The 19,312-nt window shown below is 66.5% G+C and carries 10 protein-coding genes; 2 read left to right on the top strand and 8 right to left on the bottom strand.

The window, feature by feature from the left end; genetic code table 11:
* Positions 1-46: 46 nt before the first annotated feature.
* A complete protein-coding gene (locus AC1RNC_RS00990) occupies positions 47-2,800 on the top strand; it encodes a M14 family metallopeptidase (protein ID WP_492882956.1) in 2,754 nt (917 codons plus the stop codon).
* Positions 2,801-3,131: 331 nt separating this feature from the next.
* On the opposite strand, the gene ggt is transcribed toward AC1RNC_RS00990, so the two are convergent.
* From ggt to AC1RNC_RS00965, 5 genes are all read right to left on the bottom strand, one after another.
* A complete protein-coding gene (ggt, locus tag AC1RNC_RS00985; RefSeq protein ID WP_492882954.1) occupies positions 3,132-4,892 on the bottom strand; it encodes a gamma-glutamyltransferase in 1,761 nt (586 codons plus the stop codon).
* A gap of 50 nt (positions 4,893-4,942) precedes the next feature.
* The gene (locus AC1RNC_RS00980) at positions 4,943-8,215 is read right to left on the bottom strand and encodes a TonB-dependent receptor (protein WP_492882952.1); all 3,273 of its coding nucleotides are present in this window, start codon (positions 8,213-8,215) and stop codon (positions 4,943-4,945) included.
* A gap of 119 nt (positions 8,216-8,334) precedes the next feature.
* A complete protein-coding gene (locus AC1RNC_RS00975) occupies positions 8,335-9,348 on the bottom strand; it encodes a FecR family protein (RefSeq protein ID WP_492882950.1) in 1,014 nt (337 codons plus the stop codon).
* Positions 9,312-9,902, bottom strand: coding sequence for an RNA polymerase sigma factor (locus tag AC1RNC_RS00970; RefSeq protein WP_492882948.1), 591 nt, complete (start codon positions 9,900-9,902; stop codon positions 9,312-9,314). Before AC1RNC_RS00970 ends, AC1RNC_RS00975 begins: the two co-directional genes overlap by 37 nt.
* A 90-nt stretch (positions 9,903-9,992) precedes the next feature.
* Positions 9,993-11,657 (bottom strand): MFS transporter, encoded by a 1,665-nt coding sequence (locus tag AC1RNC_RS00965; RefSeq protein WP_492882946.1) that lies wholly within the window; start codon positions 11,655-11,657, stop codon positions 9,993-9,995.
* Positions 11,658-11,861: 204 nt separating this feature from the next.
* Here AC1RNC_RS00965 and AC1RNC_RS00960 point away from each other — a divergent pair, with 204 nt between their 5' ends.
* Positions 11,862-12,479 carry a peptidylprolyl isomerase gene (locus tag AC1RNC_RS00960; RefSeq protein ID WP_492882944.1) on the top strand — a complete coding sequence of 206 codons (618 nt, stop codon included), beginning with the start codon at positions 11,862-11,864 and terminating at the stop codon, positions 12,477-12,479.
* Here the strand turns inward: AC1RNC_RS00960 and AC1RNC_RS00955 are convergent.
* The 3 genes from AC1RNC_RS00955 to AC1RNC_RS00945 all read right to left on the bottom strand — a co-directional run bounded on the left by AC1RNC_RS00955 (position 12,476) and on the right by AC1RNC_RS00945 (position 18,801).
* Positions 12,476-14,026, bottom strand: a complete 1,551-nt coding sequence (locus AC1RNC_RS00955; protein ID WP_492882942.1) for a tryptophan halogenase family protein — start codon at positions 14,024-14,026, stop codon at positions 12,476-12,478. The genes AC1RNC_RS00960 and AC1RNC_RS00955 overlap by 4 nt on opposite strands.
* 10 nt (positions 14,027-14,036) lie before the next feature.
* Positions 14,037-15,557, bottom strand: coding sequence for a tryptophan halogenase family protein (locus AC1RNC_RS00950; RefSeq protein WP_492882940.1), 1,521 nt, complete (start codon positions 15,555-15,557; stop codon positions 14,037-14,039).
* 166 nt (positions 15,558-15,723) lie between these two features.
* The gene (locus AC1RNC_RS00945) at positions 15,724-18,801 is read right to left on the bottom strand and encodes a TonB-dependent receptor (protein WP_492882938.1); all 3,078 of its coding nucleotides are present in this window, start codon (positions 18,799-18,801) and stop codon (positions 15,724-15,726) included.
* Positions 18,802-19,312 lie beyond the last annotated feature (511 nt).

Genomic DNA, 19,312 nt, shown 5'->3' with positions numbered 1-19,312 from the left:
AAGGGCCGACGCACCGTTGCGTTCGCCATGGGCAACGGGGTTGGAAATGACGCGAAGCAGAGCAATGGCCGGGGCGGCCCTCGGCATGGTGCTGGCCTTCACGGGGATCAGCGGCGCGATCGCCGCCGACATCACCCCGCCGGACAAGGCCTTCGCTCAACCGGTCGGCAGCGACTACTTCCTGGCCGACTACACGGCCTACGAGGCCTATCTGAAGACCCTGGCCGGCCAGTCGGACCGGATGAAGCTGGTCGACATCGGCAAGACCGAGGAAGGCCGCACCATGTGGGTGGCGATCGTCTCCTCGCCCGCCAACCTGGCCAAGCTAGACCGCTACAAGGAGATCGCCCACAAGCTGGCCAAGGCCGAGGGCGTCAAGGAAGACGAGGCCCGCAAGCTGGCCGCCGAGGGCAAGGCGATCGTGTGGATCGACGCCGGCCTGCACGCCAGCGAGACGATCACCTCGCAGGGCCAGATCCAGGTGCTGTACCGGATGCTGACCCAGACCGATCCCGAGACGCTGCGCCTGCTGGACGACACCGTCATCCTGTTCGGCCAGGACAATCCGGACGGGATGGAGATGGTCTCGGACTGGTACATGCGCAACCAGGATCCGAAGAAGCGCGAGTTCGGCTCGCTGCCGCGCCTCTATCAGAAGTACGTCGGCCACGATAACAACCGCGACAGCTTCATGTCGGCCATGGCCGAGACGACCAACGTCAACAAGATGCTGTTCCGCGAGTGGTATCCGCAGATCATCTACAACCAGCACCAGACCGGCCCGAACGGCATGGTGGTGTTCGTCCCGCCGTTCCGCGACCCGTTCAACTTCAACTACGACCCGCTGGTCATGACCGAGCTGCAGGAAGTCGGCATGGCCATGCACAGCCGCCTGGTGGCCGAGGACAAGCCGGGTTCGGGCGCCCGCAGCGCCGCGCCCTACTCCACCTGGCATAACGGCATGGAGCGGTCGGTCGCCTACTTCCACAATTCGATCGGCCTTCTGACCGAGATCATCGGCGGCCCGACCCCGACGACGGTCAATCTGGTGCCGGAACTGCAGCTGCCGGGCAACGACCGCCCCGCGCCGATCGCGCCGCGCGAATGGCGTCTGCAGGACTCGCTGGACTACCAGTGGACCATGAACAGGGCGGTGATCGACTACGCCGCCCGCAACAAGGAACGCCTGCTCTTCAACATCTGGAAGATGGGCGACAACAGCATCAAGCGCGGCGGCAAGGACAGCTGGACGATCACCCCGACCCGCGTCGAGGCGCTGCAAGCGGCCGGCAAGGGCAAGCCGGGCGTGGGCCGAGACGCGGTCGACCCGAGCCTGTTCAAGTCGGTGCTCCAGACCCCGGAAGAGCGTGACGCGCGCGGCTACGTCATCCCGGCCGACCAGGCCGACATGCCCACGGTGGTCGCGTTCCTGAACGCCTTGATCAAGACCGGCGTCGACGTGGACAAGGCGACCAAGCCCTTCACGATCGGGGCCAAGACCTATCCGGCCGGCTCCTACGTCGTGCGCGCGGCCCAGGCCTATCGCCCGCACATCATGGACATGTTCGAGCCGCAGGATCACCCGCACGACCTGGAATATCCGGGCGGCCCGCCCAAGGCCCCGTACGACGTCACCGGCTACACCCTGGCCTACCAGATGGGCATCAAGTTCGACCGCATCCTGGAGGGCTTCGAGGCCCCGACGGCGCGCGTGCCGGACCTGATCTCGGTGACGCCGGGCGCGGTGAAGGGTTCGGGCGGCGCGGGCTGGCTGGTCAGCCACGAGACCAACGCCAGCTTCACCCTGACCAACCGTCTGCTCAAGGCCGGCGCCAAGGTCTATTGGGTCAAGGACGGCGCCAAGGCCGGCAAGACCGCCTTCGGTCCCGGCGCGATCTTCGTCCCCGCCTCGCCCGCCGCCAAGGCGGTGATCGACAAGGGCGTCAAGGACCTGGGCATCGACGCCTACGCCATCGGCGGCAAGCCGTCGGGCGCGACCATCGCCCTGAAGCCGATCCGCGTCGGCCTGGTCGACGTCTATGGCGGCTCGATGCCCTCGGGCTGGAACCGCTGGATGTTCGAGAAGTTCGAGGCGCCCTTCCAGGTCGTCTATCCGCAACGCCTGGACGCCGGCGACATCGCCAAGGATTACGACGTGCTGGTGTTCCCGGACGGCGTCGTCCCCGCCCCGGCCGACGGCCCGTTCAAGGCCGGCCGCGGCGGTTCGCAGCCCAAGCCCGAAGAGATCCCGGCCGAGTACCGTCCGTGGCTGGGCCGGGTGAGCGACGAGAAGACGCTGCCCCAGATCGCCGCCTTCGTGAAGGGCGGCGGCTCGGTCGTCGCCATCGGCGCCTCGACGCGCCTGGCCACGGCCCTGGGCGCGCCGGTCGAGGTCGCCACCGCCAAGATGGAGAACGGACAGCTGAAGGCCTTCACCAACCGCGAACTCTACATTCCGGGCTCCGTGCTGCGCGCCAAGGTCGATCCCAAGCAGCCCCTGGCCTATGGGGCTTCGGACCAGGTCGACGTGTTCTTCGACCGCAGCCCGGCCTTCACCGTGAAGGCCGACGCCAAGGGCGTGTCGCGCGTGGCCTGGTTCGACGCCGACAAGCCGCTGCGCAGCGGCTGGGCCGTGGGTCAGGAAAAGCTGAAGGGCTCGACCGCCATGCTCGACATCGATGTCGGCAAGGGCAAGGTCTTCGCCTTCGGCCCCGAGATCACCCAGCGGGCGCAGTCGTACGGAACGTTCAAGTTCCTGTTCAACGGCCTGCTGTACGGGCCGGCGGTCAGCGGGAAGTAGATCGGAGCACGGCTTCTGGCGTTTGAAGCTGGAGCCGAGAAACAAAATCGGCGCCGGAGGGGAATCCGGCGCCGATCTCGCTCGGGACTACAGGGGGAGTCGCCCCGAGAGCAGCAACTGTCCGACGCGAACTGGCGACCACGTCGGACCGTGAGAGCCGGACGAGAAACCGGACCGCAGCCCCTCGCCGATCTCAAGATGAAGCTTGCGCCACGTCCGGAGCGGCGACGTTGATTTAACGCAAACGGAAATGAAATCGGCGCCGGGAGGGCAGTCCCGGCGCCGATGAATCGCGTCCCAAGAGGTCTCTCAGGTGGGGGGAGGTTGACCCCTAGGGCGCGATTGCCTCGGCTCCGGGACGACGCGGGTCGGCGCCGCCCAGGAAGAGACCCTTGTCGATCATGATCGACTGGGCGGAGCCCATGGTCTCGTCCGAGGACAGGGGGTGGCCCATAGCCTTGAGGGCGGCCACCGTGTCGGGATTGAAGTTCGGCTCGACACGCAGATTGTCGCTGGCGTCCTGGAAGATGCGCGGCTGGTGGGTGGCCTCGGCCACGTTCAGCTTGAAGTCGACGATGTTGACGATGACCTGCAGCACCGTATCGATGATCGTGCTGCCGCCCGGCGTGCCGGTGATCAGCCATGGCTTGCCGTCCTTGAAGATCATGGTCGGCATCATGGTCGACAGCACGCGCTTGCCCGGCTGCAAGGCGTTGGGCGGCAAGGGCCTTCCACTCTTCTGGGCCCGCCACGCCGCGGCGTGCGAATAGTTGTTCATCTGGTTGTTCAGCACGAAGCCCGCGCCGGCCACCATCACGCCCGAGCCGAAGTCCGCGCCCAGGGTGAAGGTGTTGGAGACGGCGTTGCCGTCGGCGTCGGCCACCGAGAAGTGGGTGGTGTTGTGGCTCTCGAACGCCCACGGATCGCCGGCGCCCAGGTCCTTGGCGCTCTTGGCCTTGTCCGGGTCGATCAGCTTGGCGCGCTCGACGCCGTAGGCCTTGGAGGTGAAGCCAGCCAGCGGAACCTTGACGAAATCGGTGTCGCCCAGGAACCGCGAACGGTCGGCGTAGCCCAGCTTCATGGCCTCGGCCATCAGGTGCAGCGACTTGGCCGAGCCGGGCCCCGAGGCCTTCAGGTCGAACTGCTCAAGAATGTTCAGCATCTCGAGCAGGGTCGCGCCGCCGGCGCTGGCGGGCGGCGAGGTCTTGACCATGAGGCCGCGATAGGTCCCCTCCAGCGGCTGGCGGACCACGGCCTTGTAGGACGCCAGGTCCTCGGCGGTGATCAGGCCGCCGTGGGCCTTCATGTCGGCGGCGAAGCGCTGGGCGATCTCGCCCTTGTAAAAAGCGTCCGCGCCCTTGTCGGCGATCTGGCGCAGCGACCAGGCCAGGTCCGGCTGCTTCAGGGTCTCGCCGGCGCGGTAGAGCTCGCCGCCGGCCTTGTAGAAAGCCGCCTTGCCGGCCGCGCTCTCGGACAGGCGCTGCTTGCCCCAGCTGAACACGAAGGCCTCGTCCGGCGACAGGACCACGCCGTCGCTGGCCAGCCTGAAGGCCGGCTCGACGACCTGTTTCCACGGCAGACGGCCGTACTTCTGGTGGGCGAGATAGAGGCCCGCCACGGTGCCCGGCACGGTCGGCGCGCGATAGCCGCGCGAGGCGACGTCGTCCATCTCCTTGCCGTTCTCGTCGACGAAGGTCTCGAGCTTGGCGGCCTTGGGGGCGATGCCCCGATAGTCGATGAAGACCGTTTCCCGGGTCTTGGCCATATAGACCATCATGAAGCCGTCGCCGCCGATATTGCCGGCGCGCGGCAGGGTCACGGCCAGGGCGAAGGCGGTGGCGACCGCGGCGTCCACGGCGTTGCCGCCCTGGCGCAGGATCTCGACGCCGACCTTGGTGGCGATGGCGTTCTGGCTGACCACCATCCCCTTCTCGCCCACGACCGGCGAGTGGATGCTGGGATATTCCAGCAGCTGTTTCTTCTGGGCCAGGGCGCCGCTCGAGGCGATCGGCGTGAAGGCCAGGGAAATGGCGGCCAGGCTGACCGAGACGAGACGAATGAACTTCACGGCGGCCTCGTTCAATAGACGCAAATCTTCACTCCGCTTTCCCCGGCGTTCGCCGGGGAAAGCGGGTTAGTGAACTAGAACTTCTTGGACAGGTTCATGTACCAGTAGCGGCCCGTGGCGTTGTGCAGGGCGCCCGAGTAGCCGAAATTGGACGCCGAGAGCGGCGGATCCTTGTCGAACACGTTGCGCGCGCCGATGCGGACCGTCGAACCGCCGAACATGCCGTCCTTGAACGCGTACTGGCCGTAGAGGCTGAGCGTGGTCCAGTCCTTGATCGGGAAGTACTCGCCGTTCACCTGCGCCGGGCCGGTGTCGTAGGCTTCGCCGACATACTGCACGAACGCGCCGGCGCCCCAGCCGTTGTAGCGCCAGGTGAAGCTGGCGGTGCCGCGGAACTCGGGGTAGCCGTCCATCTTGATCTGGTTGCCGGCCGACGAGATCGTCAGGCCCGGCAGTTCGCCAGAGGCGACGGCGCTCTGCAGCAGCGACTCCAGCGGGCTGGCCGACTGGTCGTACTTCAGCAGCTTGGCGACATTGACCGACAGGCCGAAGTCGCCCCAGGCGGTGTCGTCCAGGTCGTAGTCGATGCTGAAGTCGGCGCCCTGGACCATGCGCGGCTGCAGGTTCTGATAGGTGTCGTTGATGTAGGCGATGTTGCCGACCGTGGCCGAGCCGACCGGAGCCTCGCGGACGACGTTCGGGTTCGACGAGCCGTGCAGGCGCAGATAGTAGTCGTAGGCGATGGCGTTATAGCCGCCGACGACGCCGATGACGCCCTTCTCGCGGATCGACCAGAAGTCGGTCGTCAGGGTCAGCTTGCCGTACTGGGCCGGAATGAAGGTCGGCTGATAGACGAAGCCGACCGTGGCGTTGTCGGCCTCTTCCGGCTTCAGGTTCTTGTTGCCGCTGCGCGACTCGATCGTGCTGGCGGTCGCGCAGGTCGTGCCGTTGAGGCGGCAGGCGGCGTAGTCGATGCGGTTGTTCGAGACCGTCGCGCCGTCGCTGTAGAACTGCGGCAGGTTCGGCGCGCGGAAGCTCTGCGAGACCGAACCGCGGAAGGCCAGGCCGTAACCGACCTTCCAGTAGATCGCGCCCTTGGGCTTATAGACGCTGCCGAAATCCGAGTAGTCCTCGCCGCGGGCGGCGATCTGCAGGCTGATCTCCTCGACGAACGGGATGTTCATCTCGGGCGAGATGACCGGCACCGCCAGTTCGAAGAAGGCCGACTTCACCGAACGGCTGCCGTGCACGTCCGGCGAACCCGAAGCGCCCAGGACGTCGGTGTTGTAGGTCACGCCGGTGACGCTGTTGGTGTACTTGATCTTGCCGTCCAGACGGTCGTCGCGATTGTCATCATAGGTTTCGCGGCGCCATTCGACGCCTGCCGCGAAGCCCACGTCGCCGCCGGGCAGGCGGAACAGGTCCTTCTTCGAGACCTTGAAATCGGCCAGCGCCAGCGAGGTTTCGCTGATCCGATAGACGTTGATGAGGAACGAGTTGATCGTGTCGCGGCTGTTGGGCGAGGTGTCGCCCAGCGCGTAGTTGTCCAGGTTGCCGCCGTTGAACGGGTTGTAGGCCGACGCGTCGGTGCGGTTCAGCGCCTGCTGGAACAGCGTGTTGCTGATCGCATTGTGCGTCATGTCCTTGGTCCGGGCCTTGGAATACAGCGCCGCCGAATCCCACTTCCAGCCGTTCCACGAGCCCTTCAGCCCGCCCAGCAGGCGGTAGCTGTCGTCGGTCACCGTGTAGGTGCGCGGGCCGGTGTCGACCACGCGATAGGTGAGGATGTTCATCGCGGCGCCGCCGGTCGGCACGCCGGTCAGGTTGGCCAGGCGGTTGACGCTGCCCACGGGGCCGAAGGGGTTCCAGTAGGCATTCGCCGCGATGGTGATGGGCGCGGTGCTCAGCGGCGCGGACTGCTCGCGGCTGCCGGTGAACAGGGCGTGGTAGTAACCCGCCTCGCCATAGGCCGTGATGTCGCCGAAGTCGTGCTCGACGGTCGAGAACAGGTTGGTGCGCTCGACGCCGCCCTTCAGGGTGCGGTCGGGGTTCTCGTCATAGCGCAGCACGCGGTCGTTGGCGCCCGTGATGGTGCCCGACTTGATGCAGATGCCACCGGTCAGCACGGTGCTGGAGCAGCCGGCCGCCGTGTTGCTGACAGGCTCGATGTGGAAGACGCCCGAGGTCGTCAGGGCGCTCGTCCCCTGGCGCACCGCCGTGGTCGCCGGGATCAGGGTGAACGACCCCCACGGGCTGGAGGTCGAGCGGCTGTCGAACGTGGTGTTGTCCACCCACGGGGTGTTGGCGACCTGGGCGCGGTGATCCTCGCTGGCGGAATAGTCGCGCTCGCTGGCGTTCAGACGGCTACGGCCGGTGTAGTTGCCGAAGAAGGTCAGGCGCGTGCCGTCTTCCAGGCGCGTGCCAGCCTTCACGTTGAACGAGCCTTCGCGGTAGCTGGTGCCTTCCGAGCCGCCGTACTGGGCTTCCATCTTCAGGCCGCGGAACTTGGTGTCGAGCACGGTGTTGACCACGCCGGCCACCGCGTCGGTGCCGTAGATGGCGGCGGCGCCGTCGCGCAGCACTTCAACCCGCTTGACGCCCGCGACCGGGAACGAGTTGGTGTTGACGGTCTGGACCGGCACCAGGTTCTCGGTCTGCGTGCCCGGCGCCAGCACGGCGCGGCGGCCGTTCAGCAGGGCCAGGGTGTTGCCGGTGCCGAGGCTGCGCAGGTTCAATGAGGATACGTCACCGCGCGCGTCGTTCAGGTTACCCGTGGTGCGGGCTTCCTGGAACTGCACGTCGCCGGCCTGCGGGATGGCGCGGAACAGTTCGTCGCCCGACACCGCGCCCGTGGCGATGATGTCGTTCTCGCTGACCACCGTCACCGGCAAGGCTTCGGTGGTGCGGGCGCCTTCGATCTGCGAGCCGACGACCACGATCGCTTCGACCGTCTGGGCCTCTTCACTCGTCGCGCCGGCCCCCGCGCCAGGAGACTGGGGGGCTTGGGACTGGGGGGAGACGGCCGATGCCTGGCGCAGCGTGATCGTCTTGCCGTCGTCGGAGGCCACGACCAGGCCCGCGGCCTTGGTCAGGCGGGCCAGGGCGTCGGCGTCGGCGACGTCGCCGGTCACCGCCGGGGTCGTCTTGCCCGAGGCGGCCTCGAACGGGAACAGCACCTGCTTGCCCGATTGCTTGGCGAAGGTCTGCAGCGCGCTGACCGCGTCGCCGGCTGGAATGTTGAAGCTGTGCCGGGCCTCTTGCGCCAGGGCCGGACCGGCCAGGACGAGCACGGCGGCGGACGCCATCAGGAAGCCGCGGACCGTGCGGCGGCGAGTGTCGATCGACATTTTTCTTGGTAACCCCTCGGGGCGTCGTCCATCCCCATGGGAAGACGCCTTCAGCCCTACCGACGCGAGGGATCCTCGTTTCCGCCACTCGGCCGGAAACTTTTTCAGCCCACTTTTTCTCAGCCGGTCTTTTCGGAGACCACGCGACGCGTCAGGCGGATGGCCCCGTCCGAGCCCGCGGCGGCGCGCACCGGGAAGGCGCCGGTCACCGCGCTGACGAAGCTGTTGGGTTCGGTCGTCTGAAAATAGCCGGCCAGACGCAGGCCCGAGATCGACGGATCGGCGATGCGGATCTGCTGTCTGTTGTAGCGGTTGAACTCGGCCACCGCCTGCTCCAGCGACTGACCGTTCAGGGCGATCGCGCCCTGTCGCCAGGCCAGGGCCCGGTCGATCTCGCTGTCGGATACCGCGCGCGAACGGCTGCCGGCCGAGCTGTAGATGGCGGTGACGCCGGCCGTCAGACGCAGGTCGTCCTTGCGCTCGTCCTTGTGCTCGCCCGGGGCCGCGTCGAGGTCGACCGCGCCGCGCTTGACCGTCACGGCCGCGCCGTCCGAGCGCAGACGCACGGCCATCTCGGTGGAGCTGTCGGCCTGCATGACCGCGTCGGCGGCCTTGATCACGAACGGGCGGACGTCCTTGGCGGCCTCGAACACCGCCTCGCCCTTGATGAGCTTCACCTCGCGCACGCCCTTGCGGTAGCGAACGACGACCTTGCTGTCGGTATTGAGCTCGATACGGCTGTTGTCGCTAAGGACCACCACGCGGCGCTCGCCGATGGCGGTGGCGTAGGCCGTGCCGCCGTCGAACGTCATCGTGCCGGCCACGACCAGGGCGATGGCGGCCGCGGCGGCCATGCCGCGCGCCCACGGCGTCCGCGCTACGTTCGGGCGGCGCTCGGCCAGCAGATCGCGATCCGGACGCTCCACGCCCGGGCGCAGGGCGCGCAGACGCTCAAGCCGCGCCCAGGCGGCGGCTTCGCGCTCATAGGCGGCTTCATGCTCGTGGCTGTCGTCGCGCCAGGCCTCGAAGGCGGCGCGATCGGCGGCCGAGCACGAAGGATCGTCAAGCCGGACCACCCAGAGGGCGGCCGCCTGCCTTACCGCTTCGCGTCGTGATCCCGTCTCGCGCTCCATGAGCGTCCTTCGTCGACCTTATTCTTGCGTCCGATACGACGTCCCAACTTGTCGGAACAGTACCGAAGGCCCTTCACCAGATGCTTCTCAACAGTAGAGACGGATAGTCCGAGCCGAACCGCTATGTCCTCGGGCGAGAGGCTATAAACTTTTCTCAACGTAAAGACGCGTCGGCATTGAGTCGGAAGTTCGGCGATCGCGTCGGCCAGCAGCCGCAGCTCTTCGCGTGATTCGAGCATCATCTGCGCGGTGGGCGTTTCGTCGATCGGTTCGATGCGATCGAAGTCGGCGACGGCGGTGATGGTCAGGACCTTGCGGCGGCGCAGCGCGTCGAGCGCGCAGTTGCGCAGGATGCGGGTGGCGAAAGCGCCCGGATTTCCGATCTCGCGCCAGGTCTTGCAGGCGATCGCGCGAGCGAAGGTCTCGTGGACCAGGTCCTCGGGATCGCTCTGGCCGTCGCGACAGAACTGTCGCGCATAGGCCAGCAGATCCGGCTCCAGCGGCAGGATCTCGCGCCTGAACCAGGCGCGACGGTCTTCGTCTTCTTGCGCCATCGACGCTCCCCTCGGCGGCCAACCAAGCGGATTAAGAGCCCGAAGGCAACCCGGCGGCGGCGCGGCCGCCGGGTCGCGGAAGGCGGCTGCCTAATCGTCGATCGCGTTGTGGCGCGTGTCCTTCAGGAACAGACCGCCGATAACGGCGGTCACCGAGGCGATGATCACCGGGTACCAGAGGCCTGAATAGACATCGCCCGTCGCCGCCACGATCGCGAACGAGGTCGTGGGCAGGAAGCCGCCGAACCACCCGTTGCCCAGGTGGTAGGGCAGCGACATGGCGGTGTAGCGGATCCGGGTCGGGAACAGCTCGACCAGCATGGCCGCGATCGGGCCGTAGACCATGGTCACATACAGGACGAGCAGGAACAGCAGGCCGATGACCTTGGGCTTGTCGACCAACTGGCTGTCGGCCTTGGCCGGATAGCCGGCGACCTTCAGCTGGTCGCCCAGCTCCGCCTCCCAAGCCTTGCGCTCGGCGGCGAAGGCCTTGCCGGTCGCGCCTCTTGCGTCGAAGCCCGACAGCGTTACGCCGCCGACCTGCACGGTGGTCGGCGCGCCCGGACTGGCCTCTCGCACGGAGTAGGTGACGCCGGCCTTGGCCAGATAGGCCTTGGCCACGTCGCAGGCGGTGTTGAACTTGGCCTTGCCGACCGGGTCGAACTGGAAGGCGCAGGTGGCCGGATCGGCCGAGACCGTCACCGGCGCCGAGGCTTCCGCCTGGGCCAGCAGCGGGTTGGCGTAGGTGGTGATGGCCTTGAAGATCGGGAAATAGGTCGCCGCCGCCAGCACGCAGCCGGCGATGATGATCCACTTGCGGCCGATCTTGTCCGACAGCCAGCCGAAGAACACGAAGAACGGCGTGCCGATCAGCAGGCCGCTGGCGATCATCAGGTTGGCCAGGGCGCCGTCGACCTTCAGGGTCTTTTCCAGGAAGAACTGGGCGTAGAACTGGCCGCAGTACCAGACCACCGCCTGGCCCATGGTCAGGCCGAACAGCGCCAGCAGCACGACCTTCAGGTTCTTCCACTGGCCGAAGGCCTCGGCCAGCGGCTTCTTGGTCCCCTTCCCCTCGGCGATCATGCGCTGGAAGGTCGGGCTCTCGTGCAGCTTCAGGCGGATCCACAGCGACACGCCCAGCAGCAGCAGCGAGACCAGGAACGGCACGCGCCAGCCCCAGGCCTTGAAGGCGTCCTCGCCCAGCTGGGTGCGGACAAGCAGGATGACCAGCAGCGACAGGAATAGGCCCACGGTCGCCGTGGTCTGGATCCAGCTGGTGTAGAAGCCGCGCCGGCCCTCGGGCGCGTGCTCAGCGACATAGGTCGCGGCGCCGCCGTATTCGCCGCCCAGGGCCAGGCCCTGAACCAGGCGCATGACGACCAGGGCGATCGGCGCGGCGATGCCGATCTGCTCGTAGGACGGCAGCAGACCGACCACGAAGGTCGAGACCCCCATCAGCAGCATGGTGATCAGGAAGGTGTTCTTGCGGCCCCAGATGTCGCCGAGGCGGCCGAAGATCACCGCCCCCAGCGGCCGGATCGCGAAGCCGGCGGCGAAGGCCAGCAGGGCCAGGATGAAGCCGGTGGTCTCGTTGACGCCCGAGAAGAAGTGGCTGGTGATGATCACCGCCAGCGAGCCGTAAAGATAGAAGTCGTACCACTCGAACACGGTGCCGAGCGAAGACGCCCCGATCACCAGCACGTCGCGTCCCTTGCCCTGCTTCGACGCGGGCGCGGCTTGGCTGTCAGCCCCCATTACGCTTGTTCCTTCCCTCGATCACGCCGCGTGTCCCCCGCGGTCGTCCCCAAACCTAACTCCGAGAGACCCTAGCTCAGAGAACGGGATTCTTAGACCAGGCTTTTTCGGTAGCGCTACCATCAATTTGCCAGGGGCGGTCTCCCGGTCGACTTCGGCGCTCGCCATCGGCTAGGGTCCGCGCGAACCTTTGGTGGGATTCCGATGAACCAGATCGTCCGTCGCGCCGTGATCGGCGCCGTCCTCGCCCTGCTGGCCTCGACCTCGGGACTTGTTACGTCTGCTTGGGGCGCCGCCGGCAAGCCGCGCGTGGCGATCGAGACCGACAAGGGAACCATCGTCGTCGAGCTGGAAGACAAGAAGGCCCCGATCACGGCCGCCAACTTCCTGACCTATGTCGATCGCCACCGCTTCGACGGCGGCCAGTTCTTCCGCGCCAACCGGGCCAAGGGCGCGCCGGGCGCCGGCTCGATCCAGGGGCAGCCCAAGCCCTATTCCCGCCGCGCCCCGCCGATCGCCCACGAGAGCACGCTGAAGACCGGCCTGCGCCACACGGCCGGCGCCATCTCGATGGGCCGCGACGCGCCCGGCTCGGCCACCGCCGACTTCTTCATCTGCGCCAGCGCCCAGCCCTATCTCGACGCCAAGCCGGGCAAGAGCGACGCCGCCCAGGGCTATGCCGTGTTCGGCAAGGTCGTGCAGGGCATGGACGTCGTGAAGAAGATCCTGGCCGGCCGCACCGACGGCGCGACCAACGTGCCGTCGATGAAGGGCCAGATCCTGAACCCGCCGGTGAAGATCATCGCGATGAAGCGGCTCTAGGCCACCGTCTTGAACGGCGCGGCCACCGGTTCCGGCGGCGGCGCGGGGCAGTTCTGGGCCAGGAATTCGCCGTGGCTGGGCAGGCCCGCGACCTGGGCGGCCAGCATCGGTTTGGACTGGTCCAGGGTCCGGGAAATGACCTCGTAGGGCGCGGTGTCGGCCAGTTGCTGGTAGCGCTGGGGCCGCACGCCCATGCCTTCCATCACCGACTGCCAGGACGGATTGCGGAACATCTCGTCGACGCCCTCGCGCAGCACGCCGTGCGCCTTGAACAGCTCCATGCGGGCCTTCAGAGTCTCGGGGACCGGGGCCTGGCGGACATCACGCCAGAACGGCGTGTCGTCGCGCTGGGTCGTGCAGTAGTGCAGCACGATGAAGTCGCGAATCTCCTCGTAGTCGGCCGTCATGCGCCGGTTGTACTCGGCCGCCAGGGCCGGGCTGCAGTCGCGGTCGGGGAAGAACCGCAACAGGAAGTCCATGCCGCGATAGATCAGGTGCAGGGCGGTCGATTCCAGCGGCTCGATGAAGCCGCCGGCCAGGCCCACGGCGACCACGTTCTTCTCCCACAGGCGCTGGCGCATGCCGGTCTTGAAGGGGATGAACATCGGCTCCATCAGCATCGGACCCTGGACGTTACGCACCAGGACGGCGCGCGCCTCGTCGTCGCTGAGATGCCTGGAGCTGAACACGTAGCCGTTGCCGGCCCGGTGCTGCAGCGGGATGCGCCAACGCCAGCCGGCGTCCTCGGCCTTGGACAGGGTGTAGGGGTGCGGTTCGCCGATGTTCTGCGTCTGCACCACCACCGCGCGGTCGCACAGCAGCATGTCGGACCAGTCGTTGAACGGCACGTCCAGGGTCTTGCCGATCAGCAGGGCGCGGAAGCCCGAGCAGTCGATGAAGAGATCGCCCTCGACCTCTTGGCCGTTCTTCATGATCACCTTGGCGACCGAGCCGTCCGGGTGCGTGACCACGTCGGTGACGATGCCTTCGGTGCGCTTGACGCCGCGCGCCTCGGCGAAGCCGCGCAGGACCTTGGCGATCAGGCGCGCGTCGATGTGCAGGGCGTAGCTGGCCCCGGCGATCAGCGACCGCTGGGCCTTGAACGGCAGCATGAACTTCCACTGGTCGGCCATCACCGTGCCGGGCGCGAAGTCCTGCAGTTCCGACGGGTGGCCGTTGGCCTTGGCCCGCAGCCAGCACTGGTAGAACTCGTGCGGGCCGATCGGGCCGCCGATGGCGCCGAACGGATGGTAGTAGTGCTGGCCCTTCTGCTTCCAGTCCTCGAACCGGATGCCCAGCTTAAAGCTGGCCTGGGTGGCCTGGATGAACTCCCGCTCGTCGAGGCCGAGACTGGCGATCAGTTGCAGGAACGGCGGGATGGTCGACTCCCCCACCCCGATCGTGCCGATCTCCTCGGACTCGATCAGCTCGACCTGACAGCCGCCCTTCTCGAAATAGTGGGCCAGCATCGCCGCCGAGATCCAGCCGGCCGAACCGCCGCCGACGATGACGATCTTCCTGATGGCGTTGGGATTGGTGTTGGTCATCGGCATGGTCCTACTCAGCCGCTATCGGCGCTGGGCGGCAGTATTGGTCGAGGAAGGCCTCGTGCGGCGGGGCGTTGGCCACGACGTCGCGGATGGCCTTGCGCATCTCGGCGAGCGGCGCGCTGAGGGTCTTGGGATCGATGCCGTCCAGCGATGGGTCCACCGTCTGCGGCAGCAGTTCGAAGCCAGCATAGATCGCCATCCAGCTGGGCGGGGCGAACATCTCCCAGCGGTAGCGGACGAAATGACCGCGCTTGAGAAACAGGTCGACCTTGCGCCGCAGGGCCTCAGGCAGCACGACCTTGTTGCAGTCGCGCCAGAACGTGGTGTCGCCACGCTTGTTGGCCCAGTAGTGCAGGATGATGAAGTCGCGCACGCGCTCCATCTCACGACGCGACCAGTCGTTGAACTCGTCGACGACCTCGGGGGCGAAGTCCTTGTCCGGGAACAGCGCCTTGATCTTCTCGATGCCGGTCTCGATCAGGGCGATCGAGGTGCTTTCCAGCGGCTCCAGGAAGCCGGACGCCAGGCCCAGGGCGATGACGTTCTTGTTCCAGACCTGCTTGCGCCGGCCGGGGTTGAAGCGGATCAGGCGCGGTTCGTGCAGCAGCGGATCGGGGATCGCCGCCTTCAGCTCGGCCAGGGCGTCCTCGTCGCCGATGTGGCGCGATGAGAAGACGTAGCCGTTGCCATAGCGGTGCTGCAGCGGGATGCGCCAGCGCCAGCCGCCGGTGTGGGCGGTGACGTCCGTGTACGGCATGGGATCGCCCACACCCTCGCTCTGCACCGCCCAGGCGCGGTCGCAGAACAGCATGTCGTTCCAGTGCTCGTAGCCAGTCTGCAGAGCCTCCTCGATCAGCAGCCCCCGGAAGCCCGAGCAGTCGATGAAGAGGTCGCCCTCCAGCGTCTCGCCGGTGTGCAGGTCCAGCGAGGCGATGAAGCCGTCCTCGGGGCGGAGGTTGACCTTGGTGACCTTGGCGTCGACGCGGCGCACGCCGTTCTCCTCGGCCACCCGGCGCATCAGCTGGGCGAACAGGCTGGCGTCGAAATGCAGCGCCCAGTCGAAGATCGACAGGGTCGAGGCCGGGTTGCGGCTGGGGGCCATGAACTTGCCGGCCTGCGCCAGGGACGCGCCCAGCGAATAGTCGGCGATGTTGGTCGGCTCGCCGGCCTCCCCCAGCTTGCGCCAATAGTGGTGGAACGGCACGCCGCGCAGGTCCTGGCCGAAGTGGCCGAACGGATGGATGAACGACTGGCCCTCGCGGACCCAGCCGTTGAAGCTGATGCCCAGCTTGCAGGTCGCCTGGGTGGCCCGCATCACTTCGATGTCGGTAAGACCCAGCTGGTTGTAGAAGGCGCGGATGGTGGGGATGGTCGCCTCACCCACCCCGATCGTGCCGATCTCGGAGCTTTCGACCAGGGTGATCTCGAGCGGGCCGCCCTGGAAGTGCCGCCGCAGCGCAGCCGCCGCCATCCAGCCGGCCGTGCCGCCGCCGACGATCACCAGCTTGCGGATTCGATTGTCCTGCATGGGCTTGCTCCCGACTTCCCGGCGTCTTCGTCCGGTTAGGCTCCAGGCTATCGGCTCGCGCGTGGACCGGACAGGCCCAAGCCCTCCCAAAAAGAACGGGGCTCTCAAAAAAAGAAAGCCGCCGTGGGGATTCCACGGCGGCTGCAGGAGGTGAGAGGGATCTAGACTACCAGCGAGCCCGGACGCCCAGCGTGTAGCGGGGCTCGAACTCGTTCTGCTTGATGTACTGGGTCTTACCCTTGGCGAAGCGAGCGTAATAATCCTCGATCTCGCTCGTGACGTTCGACCCGTTGAAGTAGACGGTGATGTTGTCGCGAACGTTGTAGCTGACGTTCACGTCCACATAGCCCGTGCTCTTTTGATAGATCGGGATGTTGTTGCTCATCACCTCGGCCAGGCGGTCGGTGCGATAGTTGTAGGCGACGCGCGCCTGCAGCTTGGCGTCCTGGTACCAGCCGATCAGGTTGAACTGGTGCTTGGAGTTATCCTGGAAGGGCAGCTTTTCGCCGTCCAGACCCGTGCGCGACTCCTTGCTCGGCGAGTAGGTGTAGTTGGTGTCGACACCGAAGTTCGAGAAGAAGCCAGCGTCGTCGAAGAAGTCGCTGACCGCCAGCTTGGCGCCCACTTCGACGCCCTTCACCTCGCCACCGTCGCCTTGGATCGGCAGGGTGACGTTGACCGTGCGGCGGATGACGCCGTCCTGGTCGGGGAAGCGGCCGGTGGTGACGCCGTTGGTGACGAAGCTGTCGATCTTCAGCTTGAAGGCCGAGATGTTGAACATCGAGGCGCGGCCGACATAGTACTCGATGGCGCCGTCGAAGTTCTGCGAGCGCCACGGGTTCAGCATCGGGTTGCCCGACGATTCCGCGCTCGTGACGCAGCGGACGTTCGGCAGAGCCGCGCCGCAGTCGGCGGTGTTGATCTTCAGACCGCCGCCATAGTTGCCCAGGTCGAGAGGCTGCATCGTCTTGGAGTAGGCGAAGCGGAACTTCAGGTTGTCGTTGAAGTCGTAGCTGACGTTCAGCGAGGGCAGCCAGTCGGTGTACTTGCGCTGGGTCACCTGGTCGCCCGCATCGGCGTTGGTGTCGCCGTAGTTGCGGGTGTCGCCGGTCAGGTTCTGCTTGACCGTCAGTTCGGTCTCGATGACGCGCAGGCCGAAGTTACCCGACAGGGCGCCCGCCGCGAAGTTCATCACGCCGTAGGCGCTCTGCTCGTTCAGGCGAACGTCGTAGGTCTGGCCGGGAACCTGCACGCGGATGGCGCCGCCGAACACCTTCTTGTGGAAGGCTTCCGCGTCGTCGAAGTCGCGCGGATCGATGGCCCAGAAGCCCGGGATGCCGCTGGTGACGCCGCCCAGGTCGTCGACCCAGACCACGTTGTTATAGGTCGACAGGCCGGTCGGCTGGTTGACCGTATAGCCTTGGAACACCGGCAGGCCCGTGACCGGATCGGGCACGAACTCGCCCGCCTGGCACTGGTTCTGGTTCATGACGACGTCGATGGCCTTCCACTGAGCCTCGCAGCCACCGGCCGGAACCGGCGTGCCGTTGGCCTGAACCGCGCCCGGCGTGCCGCCGTAGAAGCCCGAGAACAGGTGGAACTGCTCGACCTCGACCGTGCGCTTGCTCTGGCGGACGCCCGCGTCGATCTTGGTGATGAAACCCAGCAGCTTGTCGTCGAACTTGTAGTGGCCGTCAGCGCGGAACACGTTCATGTCCGAATTGACTTCGTTGTTACCTTCCGACGAGAAGGCGCCGATGGCGTAGCTGTCCTTGTTCGCCATGTAGTCCTTGAGCGACTTGCCAGCGCCCAGGCCGCCGGCCAGCGTGCGATCGAAGCCGCTCCACACCGGGTGATCGCCGGCGATGTTGTAGTGCAGCTGCGGATTGGCGCCGTAACCCAGCGGGTTCGGATCCAGATAGCAGCCACCGGCGCTGCCGGTGACGGCGTTGGTGCGCCGCGCGGACCCGAACTTGTCGCAGATCGCCTTCGGATAGAAGGTGCCGCGCGTGCGGTCGGCGGGGTCGCGGAACAGGTTGAAGCGACCGTCGGCGTAGCGCCAGTTGGACAGGTCGCCCTGGGCCTGGCCGTTCATGCTGAGACGGTCGCCGTCAGCGCGGATGGCGCGCGCCTCGAAGGTGAACGGACCGCCGTTGTCGTAGTCGAGACCCAGGTTGAAGTTCTTGGTCTTGGACTTGGTCGTGCGGTTGACGGTGAAGGAGTTCACCCACCACGCATTGATGTCGTACTCGTCGACGGCCAGCCAGTTGCCGATGCCGACTGGGGTCGAGACCGTCGGCTTGTTCCAGGTGCCGAAGGCGCCGCCGTCCCAGCGATTGGAGATGTTGATGCCGACGGCGCGGTTGTACTCGTCGAGCTTGGCGTAGAAGCCCTCGGCGATCAGGGTGAAGCCTTCACCCAGGTCGGCTTCGAACGCGGCGTTGATGCCGAGGCGCTTGCGCTCGACCACGCGGTTGAAGCTCTCGTAACCGTGGGGCGAGATGTAGCTGTTGGCGAAGCCGCCGCCCCAGTCGTTGTTGCCCGACAGGCCGACGGTGCCCGAATAGTTGTTGCCGAGGTTGGACTTGCTGCCAGCCGCGCCGATCATCAGGCCGACTCGGTCGTTGCGCCAGTTGACGACGCCGTTCAGCAGATAGTCGTCCTTCTTGGTGCGGTCGCCGCGTTGGGCTTCGGCCGCGCCGGTGAAGGTCAGGCCTTCGCCGAACTGGAACGGACGACGCGTGCGCAGGTCGATGGTGCCCGAGATGCCCGACAGGGCGTTGTTCGGGTTGGTCGACTTGTAGACCAGCACCTGGTTCATCAGCTGCGACGGCACGTCCAGCAGGTCCGGCTGGGCCGAGCCCATATTGCCGGCGCTGAGGTACTGTTCACCGTTCAGCAGGGTGATGACCTGGCGCAGACCGCGGATGTTGACGGTCTTGCCTTCACCGGCGTCGCGCTGGATCTGGATGCCCGAGATGCGTTGCAGCGAGTCGGCGATGGTGACGTCGGGCAGCTTGCCGATGTCTTCCGCCGAGATGGCGTCGACGATCGAGGCCTCGCGGCGCTTCACGTCCACCGACTTGATCTGCGAGCCGCGGACGCCGGTGATGACGACCTCATCGACCTGGGTCTGGGCGTCCTGGGCGAAAGCCCCGGTGACCAGAGCCAATTGCGACGCGCCGGCGACCAGCGCCAGCGTCAGGCCGCGCCTGAGCACGGCTTTCCTTGCTTCCTGTGACAATTCCTCGCTCCCCAAAATAAGTCGTTTTTATTGGACGCCCGCCCGCCGCTCGCGCCGCCGCTCTTGTCGACGGCTTTCGAGAAACGTTGGAGGCTTTGCGGACCCGACCGTCGCATGTCTCGCGATCGGACAAGGTCCTCGGCGGCCCCGGCACCCGGACTCTCGACTCCGGCCCCGCGCCTTCATCGAACGATGTCACATTCCTCAAATGTCCCAGGCAAGTCAACAACAATGTCAACGTTGTCATTCCCGCGAGACAAGGGTTTTGACTGGGCGTCGCCGCAAGCGGGAACCCCTGTCGTGGAGCCGTTCAGCGCCCAGAGACTCGCGAGATCAGACATAAATTCGTTGTTTTAACTAGGCTTTTCCTGACGACACCAGCGACAACGCATCCAACGTTGCACCAACGTCACAATGCGACCGACTCGCCCAGAACGCCTTGCGAGACACCCCGGAAGCCGAGCCTCGGCCGGTCGAAATGTCCTGAAAATGTCCTGTTCGACAGGGTTTT

The sequence above is a fragment of the Caulobacter sp. GW822-FHT01G02 genome, from assembly GCF_058802865.1.
This window is presented reverse-complemented; position numbering and strand designations above follow the sequence as displayed.